General features: G+C 63.7%; 17 protein-coding genes and 1 tRNA gene. 8 read left to right on the top strand and 10 right to left on the bottom strand.

The window, feature by feature from the left end; all coding sequences use genetic code 11:
- Window positions 1–56: 56 nt before the first annotated feature.
- Complete coding sequence (queA, locus tag ABDK11_RS04975; protein ID WP_346839199.1) at window positions 57–1,121, bottom strand: tRNA preQ1(34) S-adenosylmethionine ribosyltransferase-isomerase QueA; 1,065 nt, start codon at window positions 1,119–1,121, stop codon at window positions 57–59.
- A gap of 167 nt (window positions 1,122–1,288) precedes the next feature.
- Here queA and ABDK11_RS04970 point away from each other — a divergent pair.
- Window positions 1,289–1,375, top strand: a tRNA-Leu gene (locus tag ABDK11_RS04970).
- Between the two features lie 262 nt (window positions 1,376–1,637).
- Here ABDK11_RS04970 and ABDK11_RS04965 read toward each other — a convergent pair.
- The 6 genes from ABDK11_RS04965 to ABDK11_RS04940 all read right to left on the bottom strand — a co-directional run bounded on the left by ABDK11_RS04965 (window position 1,638) and on the right by ABDK11_RS04940 (window position 6,999).
- Window positions 1,638–2,285, bottom strand: a complete 648-nt coding sequence (locus ABDK11_RS04965) for an SOS response-associated peptidase family protein (protein WP_346839198.1) — start codon at window positions 2,283–2,285, stop codon at window positions 1,638–1,640.
- An 87-nt stretch (window positions 2,286–2,372) separates the two neighbouring features.
- Complete coding sequence (locus ABDK11_RS04960; protein WP_346839197.1) at window positions 2,373–3,572, bottom strand: multidrug effflux MFS transporter; 1,200 nt, start codon at window positions 3,570–3,572, stop codon at window positions 2,373–2,375.
- Between the two features lie 80 nt (window positions 3,573–3,652).
- Window positions 3,653–4,072 (bottom strand): potassium channel family protein, encoded by a 420-nt coding sequence (locus ABDK11_RS04955; RefSeq protein WP_346839196.1) that lies wholly within the window; start codon window positions 4,070–4,072, stop codon window positions 3,653–3,655.
- Window positions 4,072–4,539 carry a tRNA adenosine(34) deaminase TadA gene (tadA, locus tag ABDK11_RS04950; RefSeq protein ID WP_346839195.1) on the bottom strand — a complete coding sequence of 156 codons (468 nt, stop codon included), beginning with the start codon at window positions 4,537–4,539 and terminating at the stop codon, window positions 4,072–4,074. Before tadA ends, ABDK11_RS04955 begins: the two co-directional genes overlap by 1 nt.
- 28 nt (window positions 4,540–4,567) lie before the next feature.
- Window positions 4,568–5,371: a putative RNA methyltransferase gene (locus ABDK11_RS04945; protein ID WP_346839194.1), complete on the bottom strand. Its 804-nt coding sequence runs from the start codon at window positions 5,369–5,371 to the stop codon at window positions 4,568–4,570.
- Complete coding sequence (locus tag ABDK11_RS04940; protein WP_346839193.1) at window positions 5,368–6,999, bottom strand: choline dehydrogenase; 1,632 nt, start codon at window positions 6,997–6,999, stop codon at window positions 5,368–5,370. The genes ABDK11_RS04945 and ABDK11_RS04940 overlap by 4 nt, the downstream gene beginning before the upstream one ends.
- Window positions 7,000–7,082: 83 nt before the next feature.
- Between ABDK11_RS04940 and ABDK11_RS04935 the strand changes: the two genes are divergently transcribed.
- Window positions 7,083–7,787 carry a class I SAM-dependent methyltransferase gene (locus ABDK11_RS04935; protein WP_346839192.1) on the top strand — a complete coding sequence of 235 codons (705 nt, stop codon included), beginning with the start codon at window positions 7,083–7,085 and terminating at the stop codon, window positions 7,785–7,787.
- Window positions 7,788–7,848: 61 nt separating this feature from the next.
- On the opposite strand, the gene ABDK11_RS04930 is transcribed toward ABDK11_RS04935, so the two are convergent.
- A complete protein-coding gene (locus ABDK11_RS04930) occupies window positions 7,849–10,572 on the bottom strand; it encodes a family 20 glycosylhydrolase (protein WP_346839191.1) in 2,724 nt (907 codons plus the stop codon).
- A 464-nt stretch (window positions 10,573–11,036) separates the two neighbouring features.
- Here ABDK11_RS04930 and ABDK11_RS04925 point away from each other — a divergent pair, with 464 nt between their 5' ends.
- A complete protein-coding gene (locus ABDK11_RS04925; protein WP_346839190.1) occupies window positions 11,037–11,525 on the top strand; it encodes a hypothetical protein in 489 nt (162 codons plus the stop codon).
- A gap of 71 nt (window positions 11,526–11,596) precedes the next feature.
- Window positions 11,597–12,091, top strand: a complete 495-nt coding sequence (locus ABDK11_RS04920) for an RDD family protein (RefSeq protein ID WP_346839189.1) — start codon at window positions 11,597–11,599, stop codon at window positions 12,089–12,091.
- Between the two features lie 16 nt (window positions 12,092–12,107).
- On the opposite strand, the gene lptG is transcribed toward ABDK11_RS04920, so the two are convergent.
- Together lptG and lptF are read right to left on the bottom strand one after the other, a co-directional pair.
- Window positions 12,108–13,169 (bottom strand): LPS export ABC transporter permease LptG, encoded by a 1,062-nt coding sequence (gene lptG, locus ABDK11_RS04915; protein ID WP_346839188.1) that lies wholly within the window; start codon window positions 13,167–13,169, stop codon window positions 12,108–12,110.
- Window positions 13,162–14,298: an LPS export ABC transporter permease LptF gene (gene lptF, locus ABDK11_RS04910; protein WP_346839187.1), complete on the bottom strand. Its 1,137-nt coding sequence runs from the start codon at window positions 14,296–14,298 to the stop codon at window positions 13,162–13,164. Before lptF ends, lptG begins: the two co-directional genes overlap by 8 nt.
- Before the next feature lie 197 nt (window positions 14,299–14,495).
- Between lptF and ABDK11_RS04905 the strand changes: the two genes are divergently transcribed.
- From ABDK11_RS04905 to ABDK11_RS04890, 4 genes are all read left to right on the top strand, one after another.
- Window positions 14,496–15,962, top strand: a complete 1,467-nt coding sequence (locus tag ABDK11_RS04905; RefSeq protein WP_346839186.1) for a leucyl aminopeptidase — start codon at window positions 14,496–14,498, stop codon at window positions 15,960–15,962.
- A gap of 185 nt (window positions 15,963–16,147) precedes the next feature.
- Entirely contained in the window at window positions 16,148–16,573 is a 426-nt protein-coding gene (locus tag ABDK11_RS04900) for a DNA polymerase III subunit chi (protein ID WP_346839185.1), read from the top strand.
- Window positions 16,574–16,594: 21 nt separating this feature from the next.
- On the top strand, window positions 16,595–17,443 hold the full coding sequence (locus ABDK11_RS04895) for a hypothetical protein (RefSeq protein ID WP_346839184.1): 849 nt from the start codon (window positions 16,595–16,597) through the stop codon (window positions 17,441–17,443).
- 149 nt (window positions 17,444–17,592) lie between these two features.
- Complete coding sequence (locus tag ABDK11_RS04890) at window positions 17,593–20,364, top strand: valine--tRNA ligase (RefSeq protein ID WP_346839183.1); 2,772 nt, start codon at window positions 17,593–17,595, stop codon at window positions 20,362–20,364.
- Window positions 20,365–20,501: the final 137 nt, after the last annotated feature.

Below are 20,501 nucleotides of genomic sequence, written 5' to 3'. Positions count from 1 at the left end.
TCTAGTCTCGTGTTTCGGAGCCCGGCCACGGCAGCGAAGACCGTATCCAATGTTCATCACCAAGCGCTGACCTCGGGATTGCGCGTGATCAGCATCGCATCACCGTAACTGAAGAAACGGTATTTCTGCGCGACCGCCGCGCGGTAGGCATTCATCGTCTGTTCGTAACCGGCAAAGGCGCTGACCAGCATCATCAGTGTCGATTCCGGCAGGTGGAAGTTGGTGATCAGCCGGTCCACCACCCGGAAGCGGTAGCCAGGATAGATAAAGATATCGGTCTCACCGGTGGCCGGCGCCAGCTCGCCCGTGGGCAGGCCGGCGCTCTCCGCCATCGCGGCTGCGCTCTCCAGGGCCCGCACACTGGTGGTACCCACGGCAATCACGCGGCCGCCGCGGGCGCGGCAATCGGCCACCGCCCGGCATACGGATTCCGGTACGTGCAGCACCTCGCTGTGCATCTGGTGCTCGAAAATATCGTCCACCCGCACCGGCTGGAAGGTGCCCGCGCCCACATGCAGGGTCACGAATGCGGTCTCCACGCCCTTGCCGCGCAGCGCATCCAGCATGGCCTCGTCAAAGTGCAGGCCCGCCGTCGGCGCCGCCACCGCACCGGCATGGCGGTTGTAGACCGTCTGGTAGCGCTCCCGGTCAGAATCTTCATCCGGGCGGTCGATATACGGCGGCAGCGGCATATGCCCGAGGCGCTCCAGCACCGGCAACACCCCCGCGGGCGGGAAACGCAGCTCGAACAATGCATCGTGGCGCGCCACCATTTCCAGCGCCGTATCGTCCTCCAACAGGATTGTCGAGCCCGGCTTGGGCGACTTGCTCGCGCGGATATGCGCCAGCGCAGAATGCTCGTCCAGCACCCGCTCGATCAGTATCTCCAGCTTGCCGCCGCTGGCCTTGCGCCCGAACAGGCGCGCCGGGATCACCCGGGTGTCGTTGAATACCAGCAGGTCACCGGGCTCCAGCAGGTCCGCCAGTTCGGCGAACTGGCGGTGTTCCAGCGCGCCGCTGGGCCCGTCCAGGCACAACAGGCGGCTGCCGCGGCGCTCCTCGGCGGGCGCGCGGGCGATCAGTTCATCGGGCAGGTCGAAATGGAAATCCTGGCGGCGCATGGCTTCAGTCTAGGTGGTGGTAAATAAGGGTGGTCATAAAGTGGCCGCGAAGATTACCGGAAAGCCGCCCCCGCGCCAAATCCGGTTGACCACCCCGAACCCATCGCTATAATCGTCCCCCTCGCCGAGGCACCCCAATACGGGAACGATCACCGCCTCGCGCCGCTGCCAGAGTGGTGAAATTGGTAGACACAGGGGATTCAAAATCCCCCGCCGTAAAAAGCGTGCCGGTTCGAGTCCGGCCTCTGGTACCAAACAAAAAAAGGCCCGCAAATGCGGGCCTTTTTTTGTTTGGCGCCGGACGTCGGCGAGACCGGTACTCGGTTCGACTAACCGCGCCCGCGGTTAGGACGCCGCAACGCGGCGCCCGTAGGGGCGCACCGGCACCGCCGACGCGATCAGTCCGGCCGGTTGAAAAACACCGCCCTATCCACATACCAAGATTCTTTTTCTTTAGTGCCGCAGCCGGCGAGACCGGAACCCGGTTCGGTTAGCGACACCATCAGGACAACACTATCAAGACATAACCGTTGACTTGATCCCCGCGTATTCCGTCGAGGTAGCGCGCACCAGCGGCTGCGCCGCCAGCGGGTGCCCGTCGTACTCGATATGCGGATGCAGGTAGGGTTCAAATACGTCTGTACCCTCGCCTCCCGCCAACCACTGCCGCACAAACTCCCCATCCGCCGGCGCAATCATCGGGAAGGATTTCTCGTGAAATTTTCTGGTTGCCGGGTGGGCGTCGAGGGTAATGATTGCGCAGCTGAGCAGATCGCCCCAGGTTTTATACAGACCACAGAAGAAAAACGGCGCGCCGAAACTGAACTCCACCGGATTGTCGCCATGCTGACTCTCGACCCAGGCGGTGGCCGGAATCAGGCAGCGCGACTTGCGGTACTCCGGACGCTGCCCGAGCTTCTTCCAGTTGCTGTTGATCGACCAGTATTTGCGGTGGGGTTTCCAGCCATCGCCGACGCGCTGCAGGTACAGGTGCCAGATAGCATTTTCCACTTCCGGGGTGCCATGCCGGGCGGTGATGATCGACACCTGCTGTGTCGGCCGACGGCGACGGCCGAAGATCAGGCGCTGCGGGTGGTGCACACCATAGGTATCCAGAAAGCGCTCGATACCGGCGTGGTCGTCCAGATCAAAAACGCTGCACATGGCGTTTTCCTCCGCGGTTTTCTCAAACCCGATCAGCGCATCGCCGATTCAATGACCGTAACCATCCCCTGCATGTACAGGTCACATCTACTGAAGGGCGGCGACCCGCACCTGCCCGCGCAGAGTCAATAGCGCGAGCCCCAGCGCCAACACGCCACAGGCCGCAATAGTCCCCACCAGCGGCAGCGGTGTGCCGTCGAACACCAGGCTGACGATGACAATCGCCACCGCGCCCTGCAGCATTTGCAGGGCGCCGCCCAGTGCCGCGGCAGTACCGGCGATGGGACCGTGGTTGTCCAGCGACAGCACCATGGATGTAGGTACCACCAGGCCGAGAAATGCATTGCTCAGCAGCAGCATACCCACCAACAGCGCGAAGCTGTCGAAGCCGGCGGCAAACAGCGCCCACATCACGCCGGCGCTGACAGCGAAGCCCTTGACCGCCCAGCGCACCACAGTGGCGGAGCCGAAACGCTCGCCGAGGTTGGCAGCAAACTGGCTGGCAGTGAAAAAGCCCAGCGCATTCAGCGCGAAAGCGAGGCTGAACTGCGTCGGGGTCAGGCCGTAGTGGTCGGTGTAAAGAAACGAGGCCGTGGACAGGAAGGCGAAGAAACTGGACATACCCAGGCCGCCGATCAGTGTCAGTCCCATAAACGCGGGATCCTTCACCAGTGTGGTGAACGCCCTGCGCATGGCACCGAATTCAAACGGCACCCGCTCGGCCGGCGCCAGCGTCTCCGGCAGGCCGAACCCCGTCAGCAGCAGGCTGACCAGGGTGGCCAGCGCCACCACGATAAATACCGATGGCCAGCCGAAAGGGCCGATCAGCGCGCTGCCCGCCAGCGGCGCCAGCATCGGCGAAATGGAGATCACCAGCATCACCGTGGTCATCAGCCGCGTGGCCGCGGTGCCGGTGTAGCGATCGCGGATAATCGCGCGCGGGATCGACATCACCGCGGCCGCGCCGACGCCCTGTACGAAACGCAGACCGATTAACCACTCGATCGACGGGGCAAAGGCACAGCCCAGTGAAGCAAGGGCAAACAGGGTCAGGCCGAAATACAGCGGCGGCTTGCGCCCGAACATATCCGCGGCCGGGCCGTAGAACAGCTGGCAGACGCCGAAGGCGATAAAGAACGACATCAGCGTGTATTGCGCCGCATCCACCGGTGCGCCGAAATCGGCCGCGAGGACCGGCAGCGCCGGCAGGTACATATCGATGGCAAAGGGACCGACGCAGCTCAACAGACCGAGGATGACCGCCATCCGTAAAAATTCACGCTTCATACCAATTCCACTGCCGCCCGGCTTTACTGTCTGGTTTGCGCAGCGGGCCAGCCCCTGCGCGTGAGGCAGTCTAACACGCGTCAGCGCCAGTAGCGTTGCATCTTCAGGAACATGAAAGAGGCGGTCCAGGTGATCATGACCAGTCCGGTCAGCGCCTCCAGCCCGGCGGTAAAACGCAGGTGGCCGTGGGGCACCACATCGCCAAAACCCAGCGAGGTGTAGGTGGTAAAGGAGAAGTAGGCACAGTCGGTCAGGCTACCGCTGAAATTGCCGGCCAGGGTCTCGAAATAATTCGAGCGCACCATAAAGAAATAACCCAGCGCGAACAGCCAGATCTCCGCGACGTGCGCGAACAGCGCGCCGAACACCCCGATCAGCACGGCCAGATTGCGCCGCACCGACAGCTTCTGGCCGACAATGAACAGGCTGTTCAGCACTTCGTGGTGAATCACCACCACCGCCGCCACCAGAAAACTGTTGAGCACGAATGCGACCAGCATCAGCCCTCCGCGCGGCGCCGCCCGCGGAAAAACTCCCGCACCAGTTTCGCCGCCTCGTCTGCCATCACCCCGCTTTCGACCGCGATGCGATGATTGAAGAAATCCGCCTCGCCCAGCTGCAGCTGACTTTCCACAACGCCGGCGCGGGGCTCGGTCGCACCGTAAACCAGCCGCGCCACCCGCGCGTGCACCAGCGCGCCGAAACACATGGTGCAGGGTTCGATGGTGACGTACAGGGTAGTGTCCGGCAGGCGGTAGTTCTGTGCCTTTTCCGCCGCGCGGCGCAGCGCGACGACCTCCGCGTGGGCGCTGGGATCGCAATTGCCGATCGGGCGGTTGCTGCCCTCGCCAATCACCTGGCCGTCGCGCACCAGCACCGCGCCCACCGGCACTTCGCCGCGCTCGGCGGCGAGCTCCGCCAGTTCCAGCGCGCGGCGCATGAATCCGTAGTCCCGGGGCGTTGCCATAGACGTCTCGTTACTCTCAACTATTCCGTTACTTATCGCACACCAGCCGACGCACGACGAAATCCGCCTGCAGCTGCAGGCTTTCGCGCTGCTCCAGCTCGTGCCGCACGTCGCTGTGGCCTTTCCAGGCAAAGGGCGTCATGGCGAGGAAGTCGGCAATGGCCTCGCGCCCGTACAGCGCGAAGGGAAAACAGCAGCGCACCTCCACCTGCGGCACAAAACCGGCGACCGGTTTCGGCGGCGCGTGTTCACGCGGCTCACTGTAGAGCGCCGTTTTCAGCGACCACAGATGCTCCGGGCCCGGTGCCACGTCGAGCAGCGAACCGCCCGTATTGACTACCCGCCGCATCTCCGCGTCCGCCGCCGGCGCAAAAACCCGCAGCAGGTGGTCGACGCTGTTGTCCGCCAGTGGCAGCGCATAGCTGCCGGCCACCACGAACTGGCTGCCGGGCTGGCGCTTCGCCGCCAGGCGCACGCCGGGCTTGGCAATGTCGATGCCCGCCAGCGCCTCTGCCGGCCAGCCGGCGGCATGCAGTGCGCGGGTGTAATACCCCTCACCGCTGCCGATATCCAGCAGCTGGCGCCCGGACACATACGGCAGCAGCGCGGTGATGACATCCACCAGCGGGCGGTAGTGCCCGGCCTCGAGAAAGCGCCGCCGCGCCTGCAACATCTCGACAGAGTCGCCCGGCTCCTTGCTGCGCTTGCGATTGACCGGCAGCAGGTTCACGTAACCCTCGCGGGCGCAGTCGAAACTGTGCAGGTTTTCACAGTGCCAGCTGCGCTCATTGCGGACGAGTGGCGCGCTACACAGGGGGCATAACCAGATCATTCTGTTTCTACAGTCTCCACGGGCGGGGTCGGTTCGGGGGATTTTTGCAGAATCAATTCCGCCGCCTTTTCGGCGATTGCGATCACCGGCGCATTGGTATTGCCGCTGACCAGGGTGGGCATTATGGAGGCGTCCACCACCCGCAGTCCATCGACACCCCGCACTTTCAACTGCGCGTCCACCACCGCCATGTCATCGTCGCCCATTTTACAGGTGCCTACCGGATGGTAGATGGTCTCCGCGTGCTGGCGGATAAACGCCTCCACCACTCGGCGATTGTTGAGGGGTTTTTCCGGACTCCAGCGCCGTTTACGATGGCGGGTGAGCGCCTCCTGCTCGAGAATTTCGCGCGCCATTTCAAAGCCCTCGACCAGCACCCGCAAATCCGCGCGCTCGGCCAGGTAATTGGGCTGGATCAATGGCAGCGCGCGCGGATCGTCGCTGGCGAGGGTAATTTCGCCGCGACTCTGTGGCCGCAAGGCACAGGCGTGCAGTGAATAGCCATAGCCAGCGGGTTTGCGCAGACCGTGATCGAACAGCGGCGCTGCACAGAAATGAAACTGGATATCCGGATAGGCACCGGCGCGGCTCGATGCGGCAAATCCACCCGCCTCCGCCACATTGCTGGTGAGCGGGCCGCCATTGGCGAGCAGGTATTCCGGCAGGTGCAGCGCGGTTTTCAATTTCGGCCAGAAGGCGTCGTTGAAACTGATCGGCGCCGATGCCTCCGCCACCTGAATAATATCCAGGTGATCCTGCAGGTTCTTGCCCACCCCCGGCAGATGCGCCTGGGGCACGATACCGAGACGCTGCAGTTCGCCCTGCGGACCGAGGCCGGACAGCAACAGCAGCTGCGGCGACTGGATGGCACCGGCACACAGGATCACTTCACGGTTGGCGATAATCCGCTTGCCGTTCAGCAGCTCCACCCCCACAACGCGGTCACCGCGGAACAGCAGGCGCGCCACCTGGCTGCCGGTAAATACATCGAGGTTGGAGCGCTTCATGGCCGGGTGCAGGTAGGCCGCCGCCGCCGACCAGCGCCGCCCGCCCTTCTGCGTCACCTGGTAAAAGCCGACGCCGTTTTGCTGCTGGCCGTTGAAATCACTGTTGAGGCGGTGGCCGGCGGTTTGACCGGCACGTACAAAGGCGCGGCTGGCCTCGGACTTCCACTTCAGGTCGGAAACCGCCAGCGGCCCGAAGCCGCTGTGGTAGGCGTCGCTGCCGCGCGTGTTGCCTTCGGCCAGCAGGAAATAGGGCAGCAGATCGCGCCAGCCCCAGCCCGGGTTGCCGGCCGCGGCCCAGGCATCGTAATCGGCGCCGTTGCCACGAATGTAGATCATCGCATTGATCGCGCTGCTGCCGCCCAGGGTGCGCCCGCGCGGCCAGAACAGGCGGCGGCCCTTCAGCTGAGTCTGGGGCTCCGTGTAGTGGTGCAGGTTGTAGCGCTTGCCCGGCAGCAGGTAGCTGATCCCGGCCGGCATACGAATCAGCGGGCTGTGATCCGCGGGCCCCGCCTCCAGCAGACAGACCCGGTGCTGCTCGTCGGCACTGAGGCGATTGGCAAGCACACAGCCGGCGGAACCGCCACCGACGATCACATAATCGAACACCATTTGACGAGCCATGTCGTTTTCTCTTTTTATCCCTTGCTGTGACGAGACGGTACACTCGCCCGAACGCACTTCACAAGATAGCCACGGACAATTCCATGAGCGATTCCGAATTCAGCGATGAAAAAATTCTGCGCAGCTGGCACAGAAATGCCGAACCCTGGATCGGTGCCATCGACGGCGCCACCATTGCCAGCCGCAAACTGGTTACCGACGCTGCAATTGTAGCTGCCGTCACCGGGCTGAAACCGGCGACGGTGCTGGATATCGGCTGTGGCGAGGGCTGGCTGGCGCGGGCGCTGGCCGCGCGTGGCGTCGACGTCTGTGGTGTCGACGCGGTAGCCCGGCTGGTGCAGGCGGCACAGCGCCGTGCCGGCGCGCGCGAGCGTTATCGCGAGCTCGACTACGCACAACTGGCCGCGGGCGCACTGGGACAGCGATTCGACCTGCTGGTATGCAACTTTTCGCTGCTCGGGCGGGAGTCGGTAGAAGATGTGATTAGGGCCGCCGCTACGCTGCTCAACCCGGGCGGGCACCTGCTGATCCAGACACTCCACCCGCTACAGGCCTGCGGCGACAGCGATTACCGCGACGGCTGGCGCGCTGGCAGCTGGGCCGGGTTCGACGCGGCGTTCACCGACCCGGCGCCCTGGTATTTCCGTACCACCGCCAGCTGGGTGTCACTGCTGTTGCGCAGTGGGCTGGAGCTGATCGAACTGGAGGAGCCGCTGCACCCGCAGACGGGGCGACCGGCATCGTTGATACTGTCCGCGCGTTGGAGCGCTGGCGCGAATTCCAGGTAGGGTGCGCCATGCGCACCGATTGGAGCGCGGTGCGTATGGCGCATCTAAGTCGGGATCGGGACTAGCGCGCCGCCGTCTCCGGTGCGGCGGCGTCCAGCGCCACGGCGCGACCGGCGCGCTGACCGTCGGCACTGCGCGCGCGCAGGGCGCGGACGGCTTCGGCCGGAGTATCCTGCGCCAGCGGCTGCCAACCGCGGCCGTCGAAATATTCCAGTGCCAGACCCGGATATGGCAGCGCCGTCGCCACGCGGTTGCCATCGACCACCGCACCGGGCACCGGGATACGGTAGCCGATGCCGCCGAGATCCAGTTTGCGCAGCTCCTTGTGCCCGAGCGCGGCGGCGAAGCCGGCCCAGTCGGCGGCCAGTGCGGCTTTATCCACCGCGTGGGTAGCGGCGGAGAATTCCTGCCCGGCCTTCAGTGGCAGCTCCCAATCCGCGCGGTGCCAGGCGCGCTCGGCCAGCGCCAGCAGGCGCGGGAAGATCTTGTACTCCACTTCCGCATCGGTGCGCACTGTCTCGCTCCACAGCTGCCCCTGCATGCCGCGCAGATGATCGGCGAAACGCGGCGGCAGCGCCTTGGCGCTCCAGCCATTGCCATCGCGATCGGTGGACACCTCCGCCAATTGCGCCGTATTCAGCGGCGCGTAGCTGAAGGTCTTGCGCGTATCGGTGGCGCGCGACGCCCAGTAGTAACCGGTTTCCGCCGGGTCCACCTCGTAGGGCATATCGAAATAGAGAAAGTCCGAGTGCGCCTGCACCACGTCGAAGCCGGTGTCGGCCAGGTGCCCGCTCTCGTCGCCACCGCCCCAGAACAGCGGTGCCCACGATTCGACAAAGTTGTGCCCGGTGGCCAGCTCCTGATCGGCATTGGCAATGTGTTTGACGCCATCATTCCACGCTGCCAGCGACGGAATGCCGGTGTCCGCGACGAGCTTGCTGACCCGCACGGCGTAGTACTCGCCCAGTTCATCGAGGGATTTCACCGCGCCGCTGGCGATCAGCTTGCGACACTGGGGCGAGTGGCTCCACGGCTTGTCGCGCATCGACGCCGGCGCGTCACCCTTGTCCGGATCCTGCCCCGGCGCATCCTCGAAGGCGCCGCCGGCGAGAATATTCACTGCCTCGTCGCCGCCGAAGTGCCAGTTCTGCAGCGGCTGGCCGGCGGCGGCGTGCATTGCCTTGACCTCGGCGATCACCTTGCCCACAAAGCGGTAGGTGGAGTCGATGCAGGGGTTGATATAGCTGTCGTTGTAGTACTGCACCGACAGGTAGCGGGTATCGTCCTGCGGATCGATCAGGCGGTACTGTTGCGCCGCCCGCGGATCGCGCGCCTTCAATTTGCGGTAGCGCGCCTCCATCGACACCACCGCGGCGCGGGCGTGGGCCGGCATATCGAATTCGGGGATCACCTCGATCTGGCGCGCGGCGGCGTAGCGCACGATGTCTTCGTAGTCCTGCACGCTGAAATGGCCGCTGCCATTGTTATCGGTATTGGGGCCGGAGCCCAGTTGCGGCAACAGGCAGTGCTCCTCTTTCAGATCGAAACAGCGGCGGCTGCCGATCTCGGTTAACTCCGGCAAACCGGGAATCTCCAGGCGCCAACCCTCGTCGTCGGACAGGTGGAAGTGGAAGCGGTTTAGCTTGTAGGCAGCCATCTGGTCCAGCAACTTCAGCACCACGGCCTTGCTGTGGAAGTTGCGCCCCACGTCGAGAAACAGTCCGCGGTAGGGGAAGCGCGGCGCGTCCTCGACCTCGGCCCGCGCCAGTGTGCGGCTCTGCACGTCCGCCAGCGCCAGCAACGACTGCAAGCCGTAAAAGGCGCCGGCCTGGTCGTAACCGGTGATCCCGGCACCGCGCTCCCCCACATTCAGGGTGTAGGCACCGGGTACGCCCTGCGCGAAGGCAGCGGAGTCGATCTTAACCGTCACCGGGTAGGCGCCGGGGCCGGACGGCGCCAGCTGCAGCTGTTCCAGGCGCTGATGGAAGGCCGCCAGGCTGCGGCTGTCCAGCGGGCCGGCATCGACGGCAATGCCACTGGGCAACGCAATCGGTGCACCGGTTTCTTCGCTGTGCAGCGGCTGCGGCACGATGCGCGCGCGCCAGGCGTTGCCTTCCTGGGCCGGTGCGGCGCTGAATTTCGCGTAGCGGCTCGCGGCCGTGGCCAGCACATTGTGGTCGGCGGCGGTGCGCTTCCAGTTGTCCGGATCGTTGGTGTTGATCGGTTTGACGATGCCCTTGAGGCTGTCACTGTCAGTGGATGCGATCACATGGGCTTTGCCCTCGCCATCGACCACGAACAGGCGCGGCATGAAATCCGACTCGAACTGGAACCAGTTCTCCGCCAGCAGATCCAGCTGCAGCGTTGCGCCGGCGCCAATGCCCTTGAAATTGTCGTTGGGAATCAGCCGGTGTAAATCCCCCTTGACGTGCTCCAGGGTGAAATCGTCGCGGTTGAGCAAGCTGAAGTTGCGCCGCACGCTGTGGAAATACAGGGTCCAGTCACGCGCACTGGCAGCGATCGCCGGCCCCTTGTTGATCAGCGAGATACGGTAAGTGGAGCAGGTGGCGCCACCACCGCCGGCGCGTTTGCACTGCGCGCGCAGGTCATCGTCCACCCCCTGGAAGTTGGTCAGCACCTCCTGGGTCACCGCGAAATTCTGCGCGATGCGCACCGCCGCCGGGGTTGCGGCATCGGCATCCGCAGCCGGCTTGCCGCAGCCGTTGATCGAGACAAGTAAAAACGCGCCGAACGCAGCGGCGGCCAGGGCGGGAACGCGGGTCATGGGGCTTCTCTTATTTTTCGTAGACAGATCACCTTAGCGGAAAAGACAACGCTGTCAACCTTCGCTGGCGGCGCCGCCAAAACAGTCATAAAAGGAATGGATAACAATACATCCAGTCCTGAGAGCTATGAAAACCAACTGGTCAGCTCGTTTCTTAAGGTGTTTACCGCGCGCCAACTAGATCAAGTTTTTATTAAAAGAGATTCCGCGCCGCCGGCTCCGCTATAAAAAACTTTGGCGTGGCCCTCTGCACCGCGCAGATCACATCGGCAACAATAAATGAGTCCAGCAGTGGTGCGGTCTGAGCGGATCTGAACGCAATTGTGACGCCTGTCCACAAATCAGGGTTGCAATGGGCGACGAGGTTATGAGATACATCAGATCACTGATGGGTGAACCATAATAAATTCAACGGTTGCCAAGCACCGTTCGGCACTAAAAGTAGACACCCCGGGGTAGATCTAATGGAACTCTGCAGCTTTCGTTTCACTCCACGCAAGCACCTGCCTGTTGTGTTTACGCTATGCCTCCTGCCGGTTTCCGGCTTCAGCTTCGCCGATGACCTGTTCATCCCCGATTCCAACCGGGCCATGAACCTGCAGGCGGACAACGCATTTTTCATCGACAGCGCCTTCGGCATGGACAACGCGGCCCTGGTCGAGGCGGCAGACAACCTGCGCAACAACTCGATGAGCGCCGTGCAGCGACGGCTGAACTACCAGTGGCTGCAGGCACACACCCACCCCGAGGAATACCACCCCACCACCGGCGGCAAGGCCCTGAACGAAATCCTGAAAATGGGCTGGGACACTTACCGCGAACAGCACAAGCGCAGCAAGAACAGCGGCCTGTGGCGCTACACCACCGGTCACGGCAAGTTCGGCCAGGCGATGGACTACGATTTGCGCCTGTCCGGGAACAAGTTCAAGTTCTCGTTCGAGTACGAATTCTGAGCCGCCCTGCCCCACACCGATGACAAGGCGCAAATCTTGGTAGAATCTCCGCCAACAGAGACTTGGCGGAGATGACCGTGAGCGCTTCCAACCCTTCCCCGACTTTCCCCCAACTGCCCGCAGCGGGCCTCGGCCGGCGCCTGGCCGCACTGGTCTACGACGCGCTGATCATCGCCGGCCTGCTGATGGTGTACGGGTTTATCGCCTTGCCGGTAGCGGCGGCGCTGGGCGGGCTCGAGTGCCAGCCCCGGGAACTGGACTACACCCCGTGCGTGGGCGGGCTGCTGTTCCAGGTCGGTATGGTGGCGGTGATTGCCGCCTACTTTATCTGGTCCTGGCGCGCCGCGGGTCAGACCATCGGTATGCGCGCCTGGCGGCTGCTGCTGGCGAGTCCGGACGGAGTACAGCTGAGCTGGCGCCAGTGCGCACTGCGCGCCCTGGTGGCACCGCTGGCCCTGGCGTGTTTCGGGGCCGGATTCCTGTGGTCATGGATTCGGGCGGATCGCGCCACCTGGCAGGATATCTACTCAAACTCGCAGGTACGGGTGCTGCCGAAGAAGCAGTGACGCGGCGCCCGCGGCATCAGCGGGCGCGCCGGAGAAGCCACCAGCCGATGGCGAAACACAGCAGTATCGGCGCCAGCACAGCGACCAGTGGCGGAAAGCCGAACACTACCGACGACGGCCCGAGCATGTCCTGCAGGGTCTGGAAGACAATCCCCACAATCACCCCGGTAAATACCCGCAGGCCGGTGGTGACCTCCCGCAGCGGGCCGAAGATAAATGAAATGGCCACCATCACCAGGCTGGCGATGGTCAGTGGCTGCAGCAGTTTTTTCCAGAACTGCAGCCAGTAGCGGCTGGAATCCTGCTCCTTGCGATCGAGGAAATGGCCGTAAGACCACAGGCTGCGCGGCGACAGATCCTCCGGCAGCGGCACGATCAGCGCGAACAGATCCGGTGAAAAATCCGAATTCCACACGCGACTGGTTTCCACTTCACTGCTGGCGTGGTCGTCACTGAACGTCGTGGCGCGGTTGTTTTCCAGCACCCAGTGATGGCCAGTGAAATGACCGCGCTCGGAGAATTCCACCCGCTTCAGTTCGCGCTGGTTGTCAAACCGATAGCGGGTCACACCGAACAGTTCGCCACTGGGCAGCGCCGCATTGAAATGCACAAACTCGCCGCCATCCTGCAGCCACAGACCCTGGCCGAGGCCGCGGCCCTGCATCTCGCCCAGCGCCATGGCCTTGCCGTTTTCCGCGTGCTGGTTGGTGACCGGAATCACGAATTCCGCCAGTGCCAGGCCCAGCACAATCAGCAGTAGCACCGGCTTCATTACCGATCGCGCAATGCGGCCGATGGAAATACCGGCAGCGCGCATCACTGTCAGCTCACTGGTGCTGGCCAGGGTACCGAGCCCGACCAGGCTACCCACCAGTGCGGAAAAACCCAGCTGATCGTAAACACGGTCGGGCATGGTCCAGAGCAGGTACTGCAACACCTGGGGAAACTGGTAACCATCCTTGCGATCCTGGAGCTGGTCGATAAACGCAAAGACCACATCCAGCCCGAGCAGGATCAGCAGCACTGCACCCACCGACATCGCCACGGTGCGCCCGATATACCAATCCAGCTTACGCATCTTCGAGCCCCTCCTGCGGACTTTCCGGCTGCGACCGCTTCGGGCGTTTGCCCAGCTTGCCGCCGCCGAGCAGGAACAGCCCCAGTAGCAGGAACGGCGGGTGTACCAGCCAGATGGCCGCAGGATTGGCAATATCCCCATCCTCGACCGCACCGCGCACGCGCAGCAGGATGATCAGGTAGGCCAGGTACAGCAACACCGCCGGAATCATCTTGGCATAGCGCCCCTGACGGGGATTGGTGCGGCTCATGGGTACAGCCAGCACCGCCACCACCAGCACCAGCACCGGCAGGCTGAGGCGCCAGTGCAGGTAGGCCCGCTCGGCGGGTTTGTCCGAATGCATCAAATCGATGGTCGCTGCCGACTCCACCTGGTCCTGCCAGCGACTGCGCACGTAGGGGATATCCAGCAGCTGTTCATAGCTGGAGAACTTCATCAGCCGGTAGTCCTTCTGCCCCGGCACCCCTTCGTAGCGATAGCCATCGCGCAGTACCAGGTAGCGCAATCCCGTCTCGGGATCTATCTGTTGAACGCCCTCGCGCGCCACGGTCACGACCTGGTGGTTCGTTTCGGTGTCCTCCTGCGGCGAGCCCAGCTCGGCGAGGAAGACGTCGTGCATGGTCGACTTGTCCTTGCTCAGTGAGTCCGCAAAGTACACCGAGCGGTTGCCCTTGGTGGACACGAATTTCTTTGGCATCAGGTGATCGAATTCATTGCGCGACTTGTCCGCCGTCAGCAACCCGGACCAGCGCTCCAGACCGGTAGGGGTCAGGAACAGGCTCATTGCCGCCACCAGCAATGCCACCAGCAGTGCCGGGATCAGCGTGTAGCCCAGCAGGCGCCGCTCACTGAAACCGCAGGCGTGCAGCACAGTCATCTCGCTCTCGATATAGAGACGCCCGTAGGCCAGCAGGATGCCGACGAAGAAACCCAGCGGCAGCACAAGCTGCAGGAACTCCGGCAACCGGTACCCCATCAGCGGGAACAGAATACTCGCGGACATGTCGCCCGCAGCCGCCTCGGCCAGGTATTTCACGAAGCGGCCGCCCATCACCATCAGCAACAGCACGGAGCTGACCGCCAGCGTGGCGTACAGCAACTCGCGGCAGAGGTAGCGGAAAATAATCACGCGGCGAAAGAATCCCTTGGCGACAGCGGTGAACAGGAAGTGTGGCTCAACAAAAGCGCAAAATCCGAACAATTGTCCGGCCCGAAAGCAATCTGATGACTTGCGGGTTAAACTTGAGCGACGCATTATCGCCAATATTGCCGGCGATGTCTCGGCCCCGAGACATCGAATTCGTTTTAACCGTAAGGGAAAGAGTTATGCAGTTCACTGCCAAAGTCTCCGATATCAGCAAACAGCGCAGCGCCTGCGCCATCATCGCCGTCGACGCCAAAATCCGGCTCGGCACCAGCGGCGCCGCGCTGGACAAGGCTTGTGGCGGCACTATCGGCAAGCTCCTGAAGCGCGGAGACCTGGGCAGCAAGCTCGGCGCCACGCTGATGGTCAGCCTGCTCGACGGCCCCGCCGAGCGCGCGCTGCTGGTGCGCGCCAACGACGGCGTCGTCAGCCAGGCGGACTTCCGCAAGCTGGCCAAAGCCAGCGCCGAAGCGGTGAAGGGCCTGAAAGATGCCACCAGCTACCTGACCGAGCTGGAAGTCACCGGCGCCGACAGCGCCTGGCAGGGGCAACAGCTGGCCCTGGCCGCCGGCCTCGCCACCTATAAATTCACCCGCTGCCTCAGCGACGCCAAGGCCAATCCGCTGAAGAAATTCACCGTGCACGCCGCGGAGCGCAAAAAACTGAAGGCGGTACAAAAGGGTATCGAGATCGGCGCCGCACAGGCCACCGGCAGTAACACCGCACGCGAACTGGGCAACCTGCCCGGCAATATCTGCACCCCCAGCTACCTGGCTTCCGAAGCCCGCGACCTGGCGAAAAAACATACAAAACTGACCACCACCATCCTCGACGAGAAAAAGATGAAATCCCTCGGCATGGGCGCCTTCCTCAGCGTCGCCAAGGGCAGTGACGAACCACCGGCGCTGATCGCCATGCAGTACAAGGGCGGCAAGGCCGGCGACAAACCGGTGGTTCTGGTCGGCAAGGGCATCACCTTCGACAGCGGCGGCATCAGCATCAAGCCGGGCCAGTCCATGGACGAGATGAAATATGACATGGGCGGCGCCGCCAGCGTCTTCGGCGTCATGCACGCACTGCTGGAGCTGCAGCCGGCCATCAACGTGGTGGGCCTGGTGGCCGCCGCCGAGAATATGCCCAGCGGCCGCGCCAGCAAGCCCGGCGATATCGTCACCTCCATGTCCGGCAAGACCATCGAAATCCTCAACACCGACGCCGAAGGCCGCTTGGTGCTGTGCGACACCCTGACCTACGCCGCCAAGTACAAGCCCAAAACCGTCATCGACATCGCCACCCTCACCGGTGCCTGTGTCATCGCCCTCGGCAATCACGCCACCGGCCTCTACGCCAACAAGCAAGGCCTGGCCGACAAGCTGCTCGCCGCCGGGGAGCGCACTGGCGACCGTGCCTGGCAGATGCCGCTGTGGGACGAATACCAGCCGATGCTGGATTCCAACTTCGCCGACATGCAGAATATCGGCGGTCGTGAAGCCGGCTCGGTCACCGCCGCCTGCTTCCTGTCCCGCTTCACCAAGGACTACACCTGGGCGCACCTGGATATCGCCGGCAGTGCCTGGAACTCCGGCGCCAACAAGGGTGCCACCGGCCGCCCGGTGCCGCTGTTGATGGAATACCTGCTGGGCAAATAACGGATTCTGGACTCCGGGTAGGGTGCGCCGTGCGCCCCCTACTAGTCGATAAGAATACCGAAACCCAATGCGCAGGCGCTGATGCCGGGGGCCGTTCGCGAAACGATTGCCGATGAGGCTGTTGAGCGAGCGGCCACCGGCAGCAGCGCCGCCCCAGAACCCGCTGACACCCACATCAACAACCGATGACCAGAATCGACTTCTACGTACTAACCTCTGACCAGCCCACCGAAGGTGATATCTTCGCCTGCCGCCTGGCGGAAAAGGCCTACCGCGCGGGACTGCGTGTGCTGGTGGCGGTGGACGACCGCGCTCGAGCGGCGCAGTTCGACGAGCTGCTGTGGACCTTCCGCGAGGACAGCTTCCTGCCCCACGCCCCACAGGGCGCGGATCGGCAGGCCGCAGTGGAGATTAACTGCGGCGAGGAGCCGGGCCAGCACCACGGGCTGCTGATCAATCTCTGCGCCAGCGTGCCCGGCTGGTTCAGCCGCTTTGAGCGCCTCGCCGAGATCGTCGTGCAGCAACCCGAAGCACTGGCACGCTCGCGCAGCCGCTTCGGGCACTTCCGCGACCGCGGATATCCGTTACAATCCCATCGCATCGGCAACTAACTCCAGGCGCAACCCGCATTCATGTCCGCTCGGAAAAAGAAAAACAGGCAACGCGGCCACCAGGGCACTCCCCCCAACGAGCTGCTCGACGAACTCAGTTCCCTGCGCGACCTGCTCGGCAGCGAAGAGCTCGGCGACATCCCCCTGCTCGACCAGGTAGCCGGCTCCGCCGCCAAGCCGCCAGCTCCGGCGCCGCAGCGCGCCCCGGAACAGGAGCCGCTCGATGAGAGTGAACTGCCAATCCTGTTCTCGCCAGTGGACGAAGAGCTGCCAGAGGAGTACCCGGCCGAGCTGAATGAAGCCGACCGCGCCCTGTTGCGCCCCCTGCAGGACCTGCCCGATCCAGCCGCTGAGCCCGCCTCCGTGATGGCCCCACTGCCCACCACAAAAACCGCGACACAGCCCCCTGTGCAGCCACCATCGGAACAGCAGCAAGAGCTGTTCGGGGCAGAGGACCATGCACCACCGCCGGAAAACCCCTTCCTGCCCGCGCATATCCGCGCGCGCCTGACCGGTGGCCGCGTCCCCAAAAGTGAAGCGGCCCCGCTCGCCCCCGCGGCAACGGCAAGCGCCCCGGTAAACGCAGCAGAGGGCGCGGCCCCACTCGCGGCGAGCGAAGCTCTGACCCCGGCCACGGACACCGCCGCCCCGGATCAGCCCACCCCAGACGACTTCAGCAGCGCCGCTGCGACGGCGGCAGACGGGACCGCCGAGCCAGAGGTTGCCGAGCAGGCGGCCACTCCGGACGAACGCGCAAAGCAACGCCAGCAACTGATCGACCGGCTGGTGGCCCGGCAGCTGCCGGAGCTGGAGCGCCAGTTGCGCGCCCGAATCGAGCTGATGGTCGACGAACTCGAAGCCAAGCGCTGATCACCGGCCAGCCCGTTACGATCCCCCTTTTGCCGGCCCCCGCCGCAACGGTATAATTCCCGCCTTTTTGGCGCGCCCCGAGCCCCGGCCGCACTAAGCTGAGCCTGCTCGCGCCCCGCAGTCAGTCAACACAAGGTTCCCCCACGCGCATGGACAAGACATACCAGCCCAACGCTATCGAACAGCAGTGGTACAAGACCTGGGAAGAGAGCGGCTACTTCAAGCCCTCCGGCGACACCACCGCCAAGCCCTACAGCATCATGATCCCGCCGCCGAACGTCACCGGCAGCCTGCATATGGGCCACGGTTTCCAGGAATCCATCATGGACGCGCTGGTCCGCTACCACCGCATGCAGGGCGACAACACCCTGTGGCAGGTGGGCACCGACCACGCCGGCATCGCCACCCAGATGGTGGTGGAGCGGCTGCTGGCGGCGGAAGGCAAGACCCGCCACGAGCTGGGTCGCGACAAGTTCATCGAGAAGGTATGGGAGTGGAAGGAAGAATCCGGCGGCAATATCACCCGCCAGCTGCGCCGCCTCGGCGCCAGCCCGGACTGGTCGCGCGAGCGCTTCACCATGGACGACGGCTTCTACAAGGCGGTGCAGGAAGTCTTTATCCGCCTGTATGAAGACGACCTGATCTACCGCGGCAAGCGCCTGGTGAACTGGGATCCGAAACTGCACACCGCCATTTCCGACCTGGAAGTGCTGAACGAGGAAGAGCAGGGTCACCTGTGGCACTTCCGCTACCCGCTGTCCGACGGCAGCGGTCATCTCGTCGTCGCCACTACCCGCCCGGAAACCATGCTCGGCGATACCGCCGTGGCCGTGCACCCGGAAGACGAGCGCTACCAGCACCTGATCGGCAAGACCATCAAACTGCCGCTGGCGGATCGCGAGATCCCGATCATTGGCGACGACTACGTCGATCGCGAATTCGGCACCGGCTGTGTGAAGATCACCCCGGCGCACGACTTCAACGACTACGAGATGGGCCAGCGCCACAGCCTCGAGATGATCAACATCCTCGACGCCGACGCCAATCTCAATGAAAACGTACCGGAAAAATACCACGGCATGGAGCGCTTCGCCGCGCGTAAGCAGGTCGTCGACGACCTGGACGATCTCGGCCTGCTGGAGAAAGTCGAACCGCACACCTTGAAAGTGCCGCGCGGCGACCGCTCCGGCGTCGTCATCGAACCGTGGCTCACCGACCAGTGGTACGTGAAGACCCAGCCGCTGGCGGAGGACGCCATCGCCGCGGTGGAAGACGGCCGCGTGAACTTCGTGCCCAACAACTACCAGAACATGTACTTCTCCTGGATGCGTGATATCCAAGACTGGTGCATCTCGCGCCAGCTGTGGTGGGGGCACCGCATCCCGGCCTGGTACGACAACGACGGCAATGTCTATGTCGGCCGCACGGAAGAGGAAGTGCGCGAGAAGCACAACCTCGGCGATATCGCCCTGAGCCAGGATGAAGACGTGCTGGATACCTGGTTCTCCTCCGGCCTGTGGACCTTCGGTACCCTCGGCTGGCCGGAAGAAACCCCGGAGCTGGCGGCGTTCCATCCGACCAGCGTGCTGGTCACCGGCTTCGACATCATCTTCTTCTGGGTCGCGCGCATGATGATGCTGACCCTGTATTTCAAGAAGGAAGTGCCCTTCCACACCGTGTACGTGCACGGCCTGGTGCGCGACAGCCACGGGCAGAAGATGTCCAAGTCCAAGGGCAATGTGCTCGACCCGATCGACCTGATCGACGGCATCGACCTGGAAAGCCTGGTGCAGAAGCGCACCAGCGGCATGATGCAGCCGCACCTGCGCGACAAGATCGAAAAGCAGACCCGCAAGGAATTCCCCGAGGGTCTCGCCGCCTACGGCACCGATGCCCTGCGCTACACCTACTACTCGCTCGCCTCCACCGGCCGCGATATCAAGTTCGACGTGGGCCGCATCGAGGGCTTCCGCAACTTCTGCAACAAGATCTGGAACGCGTCGCGCTACGTGCTGCAGAACTGCGACGGCCAGGACTGTGGCCAGGACGGCAGCGAGGATTTCGAACTGAGCCTCGCCGACCGCTGGATCATCTCCCAGCTGCAGCGCACCGAAATCACCGTGCGCGAGGCGATGGACAGCTACCGCTTCGACCTGGCCTCCCAGGCGCTGTACGACTTTATCTGGGGCGAGTACTGCAGCTGGTACCTGGAACTGTCCAAGCCGGTACTGTGGGATGACAACGCCTCCGGGGCAATCAAGAAAGGCACCCGCCGCACCCTGATCCGCGTGCTGGAAACCGTGCTGCGCCTGGCACACCCGCTGATGCCGTTTATCACCGAGGAAATCTGGCAGCGCGTGAAAGACCTCGCCGGCAAGAGCGGCGACACCATCATGCTGCAACCATACCCGGAAGCCGACGCGCACCGCATCGACAGTGAAGCCGAGGCCGCCATCGCCTGGCTCAAGCAGGTGATCGAGGGCGTGCGCAATATCCGCGGCGAGATGAATATCTCCCCGGCGAAAAAAATTCCGCTGATCCTGCGCGGCGGCTCCGCGCGCGACAAGGAGCTGTTGCAAAAGGCCCGCAGCCTGCTCGCCAAGCTCGCCAGCCTCGAATCCATCGACTGGCTGGAAAGCGGTGACAGCGCGCCGGTCTCCGCCACCGCGCTGGTGGGCGAGATGGAACTGCTGGTACCCATGGCCGGCCTGATCGACGTGCAGGCCGAGAGCGCGCGCCTGCAGAAGGAAATCGACAAGCTATCCAAGGAACTGGCGCGCGTGGAAGGCAAGCTGAAAAATCCGAAGTTTGTCGACAAGGCCCCGGAAGCGGTGGTCGCCAAAGAACGGGACAGGCTCGCCGACATGCAGGGCGCACAGCAACGCCTGAATCAACAACTGCAGGCCCTCGCGGACCTCTAATCTGTACGTCTGTGCCCCGCGCACTGCGCCTTTTGCGCAGTGCGCGGGGATCACCAGAAAATCACAATGACTCCCCATCAAATGCGCGATCCAGCGCAATAAATCGCACTGCAAAAATAAAGAAAGCGCCAGCCAGC

Source organism: Microbulbifer sp. SAOS-129_SWC, from assembly GCF_039696035.1.
Taxonomy (GTDB): domain Bacteria; phylum Pseudomonadota; class Gammaproteobacteria; order Pseudomonadales; family Cellvibrionaceae; genus Microbulbifer.
The sequence above is the reverse complement of the archived record's forward strand: the minus strand, read 5'-3'. Positions and strand labels throughout refer to the sequence as shown.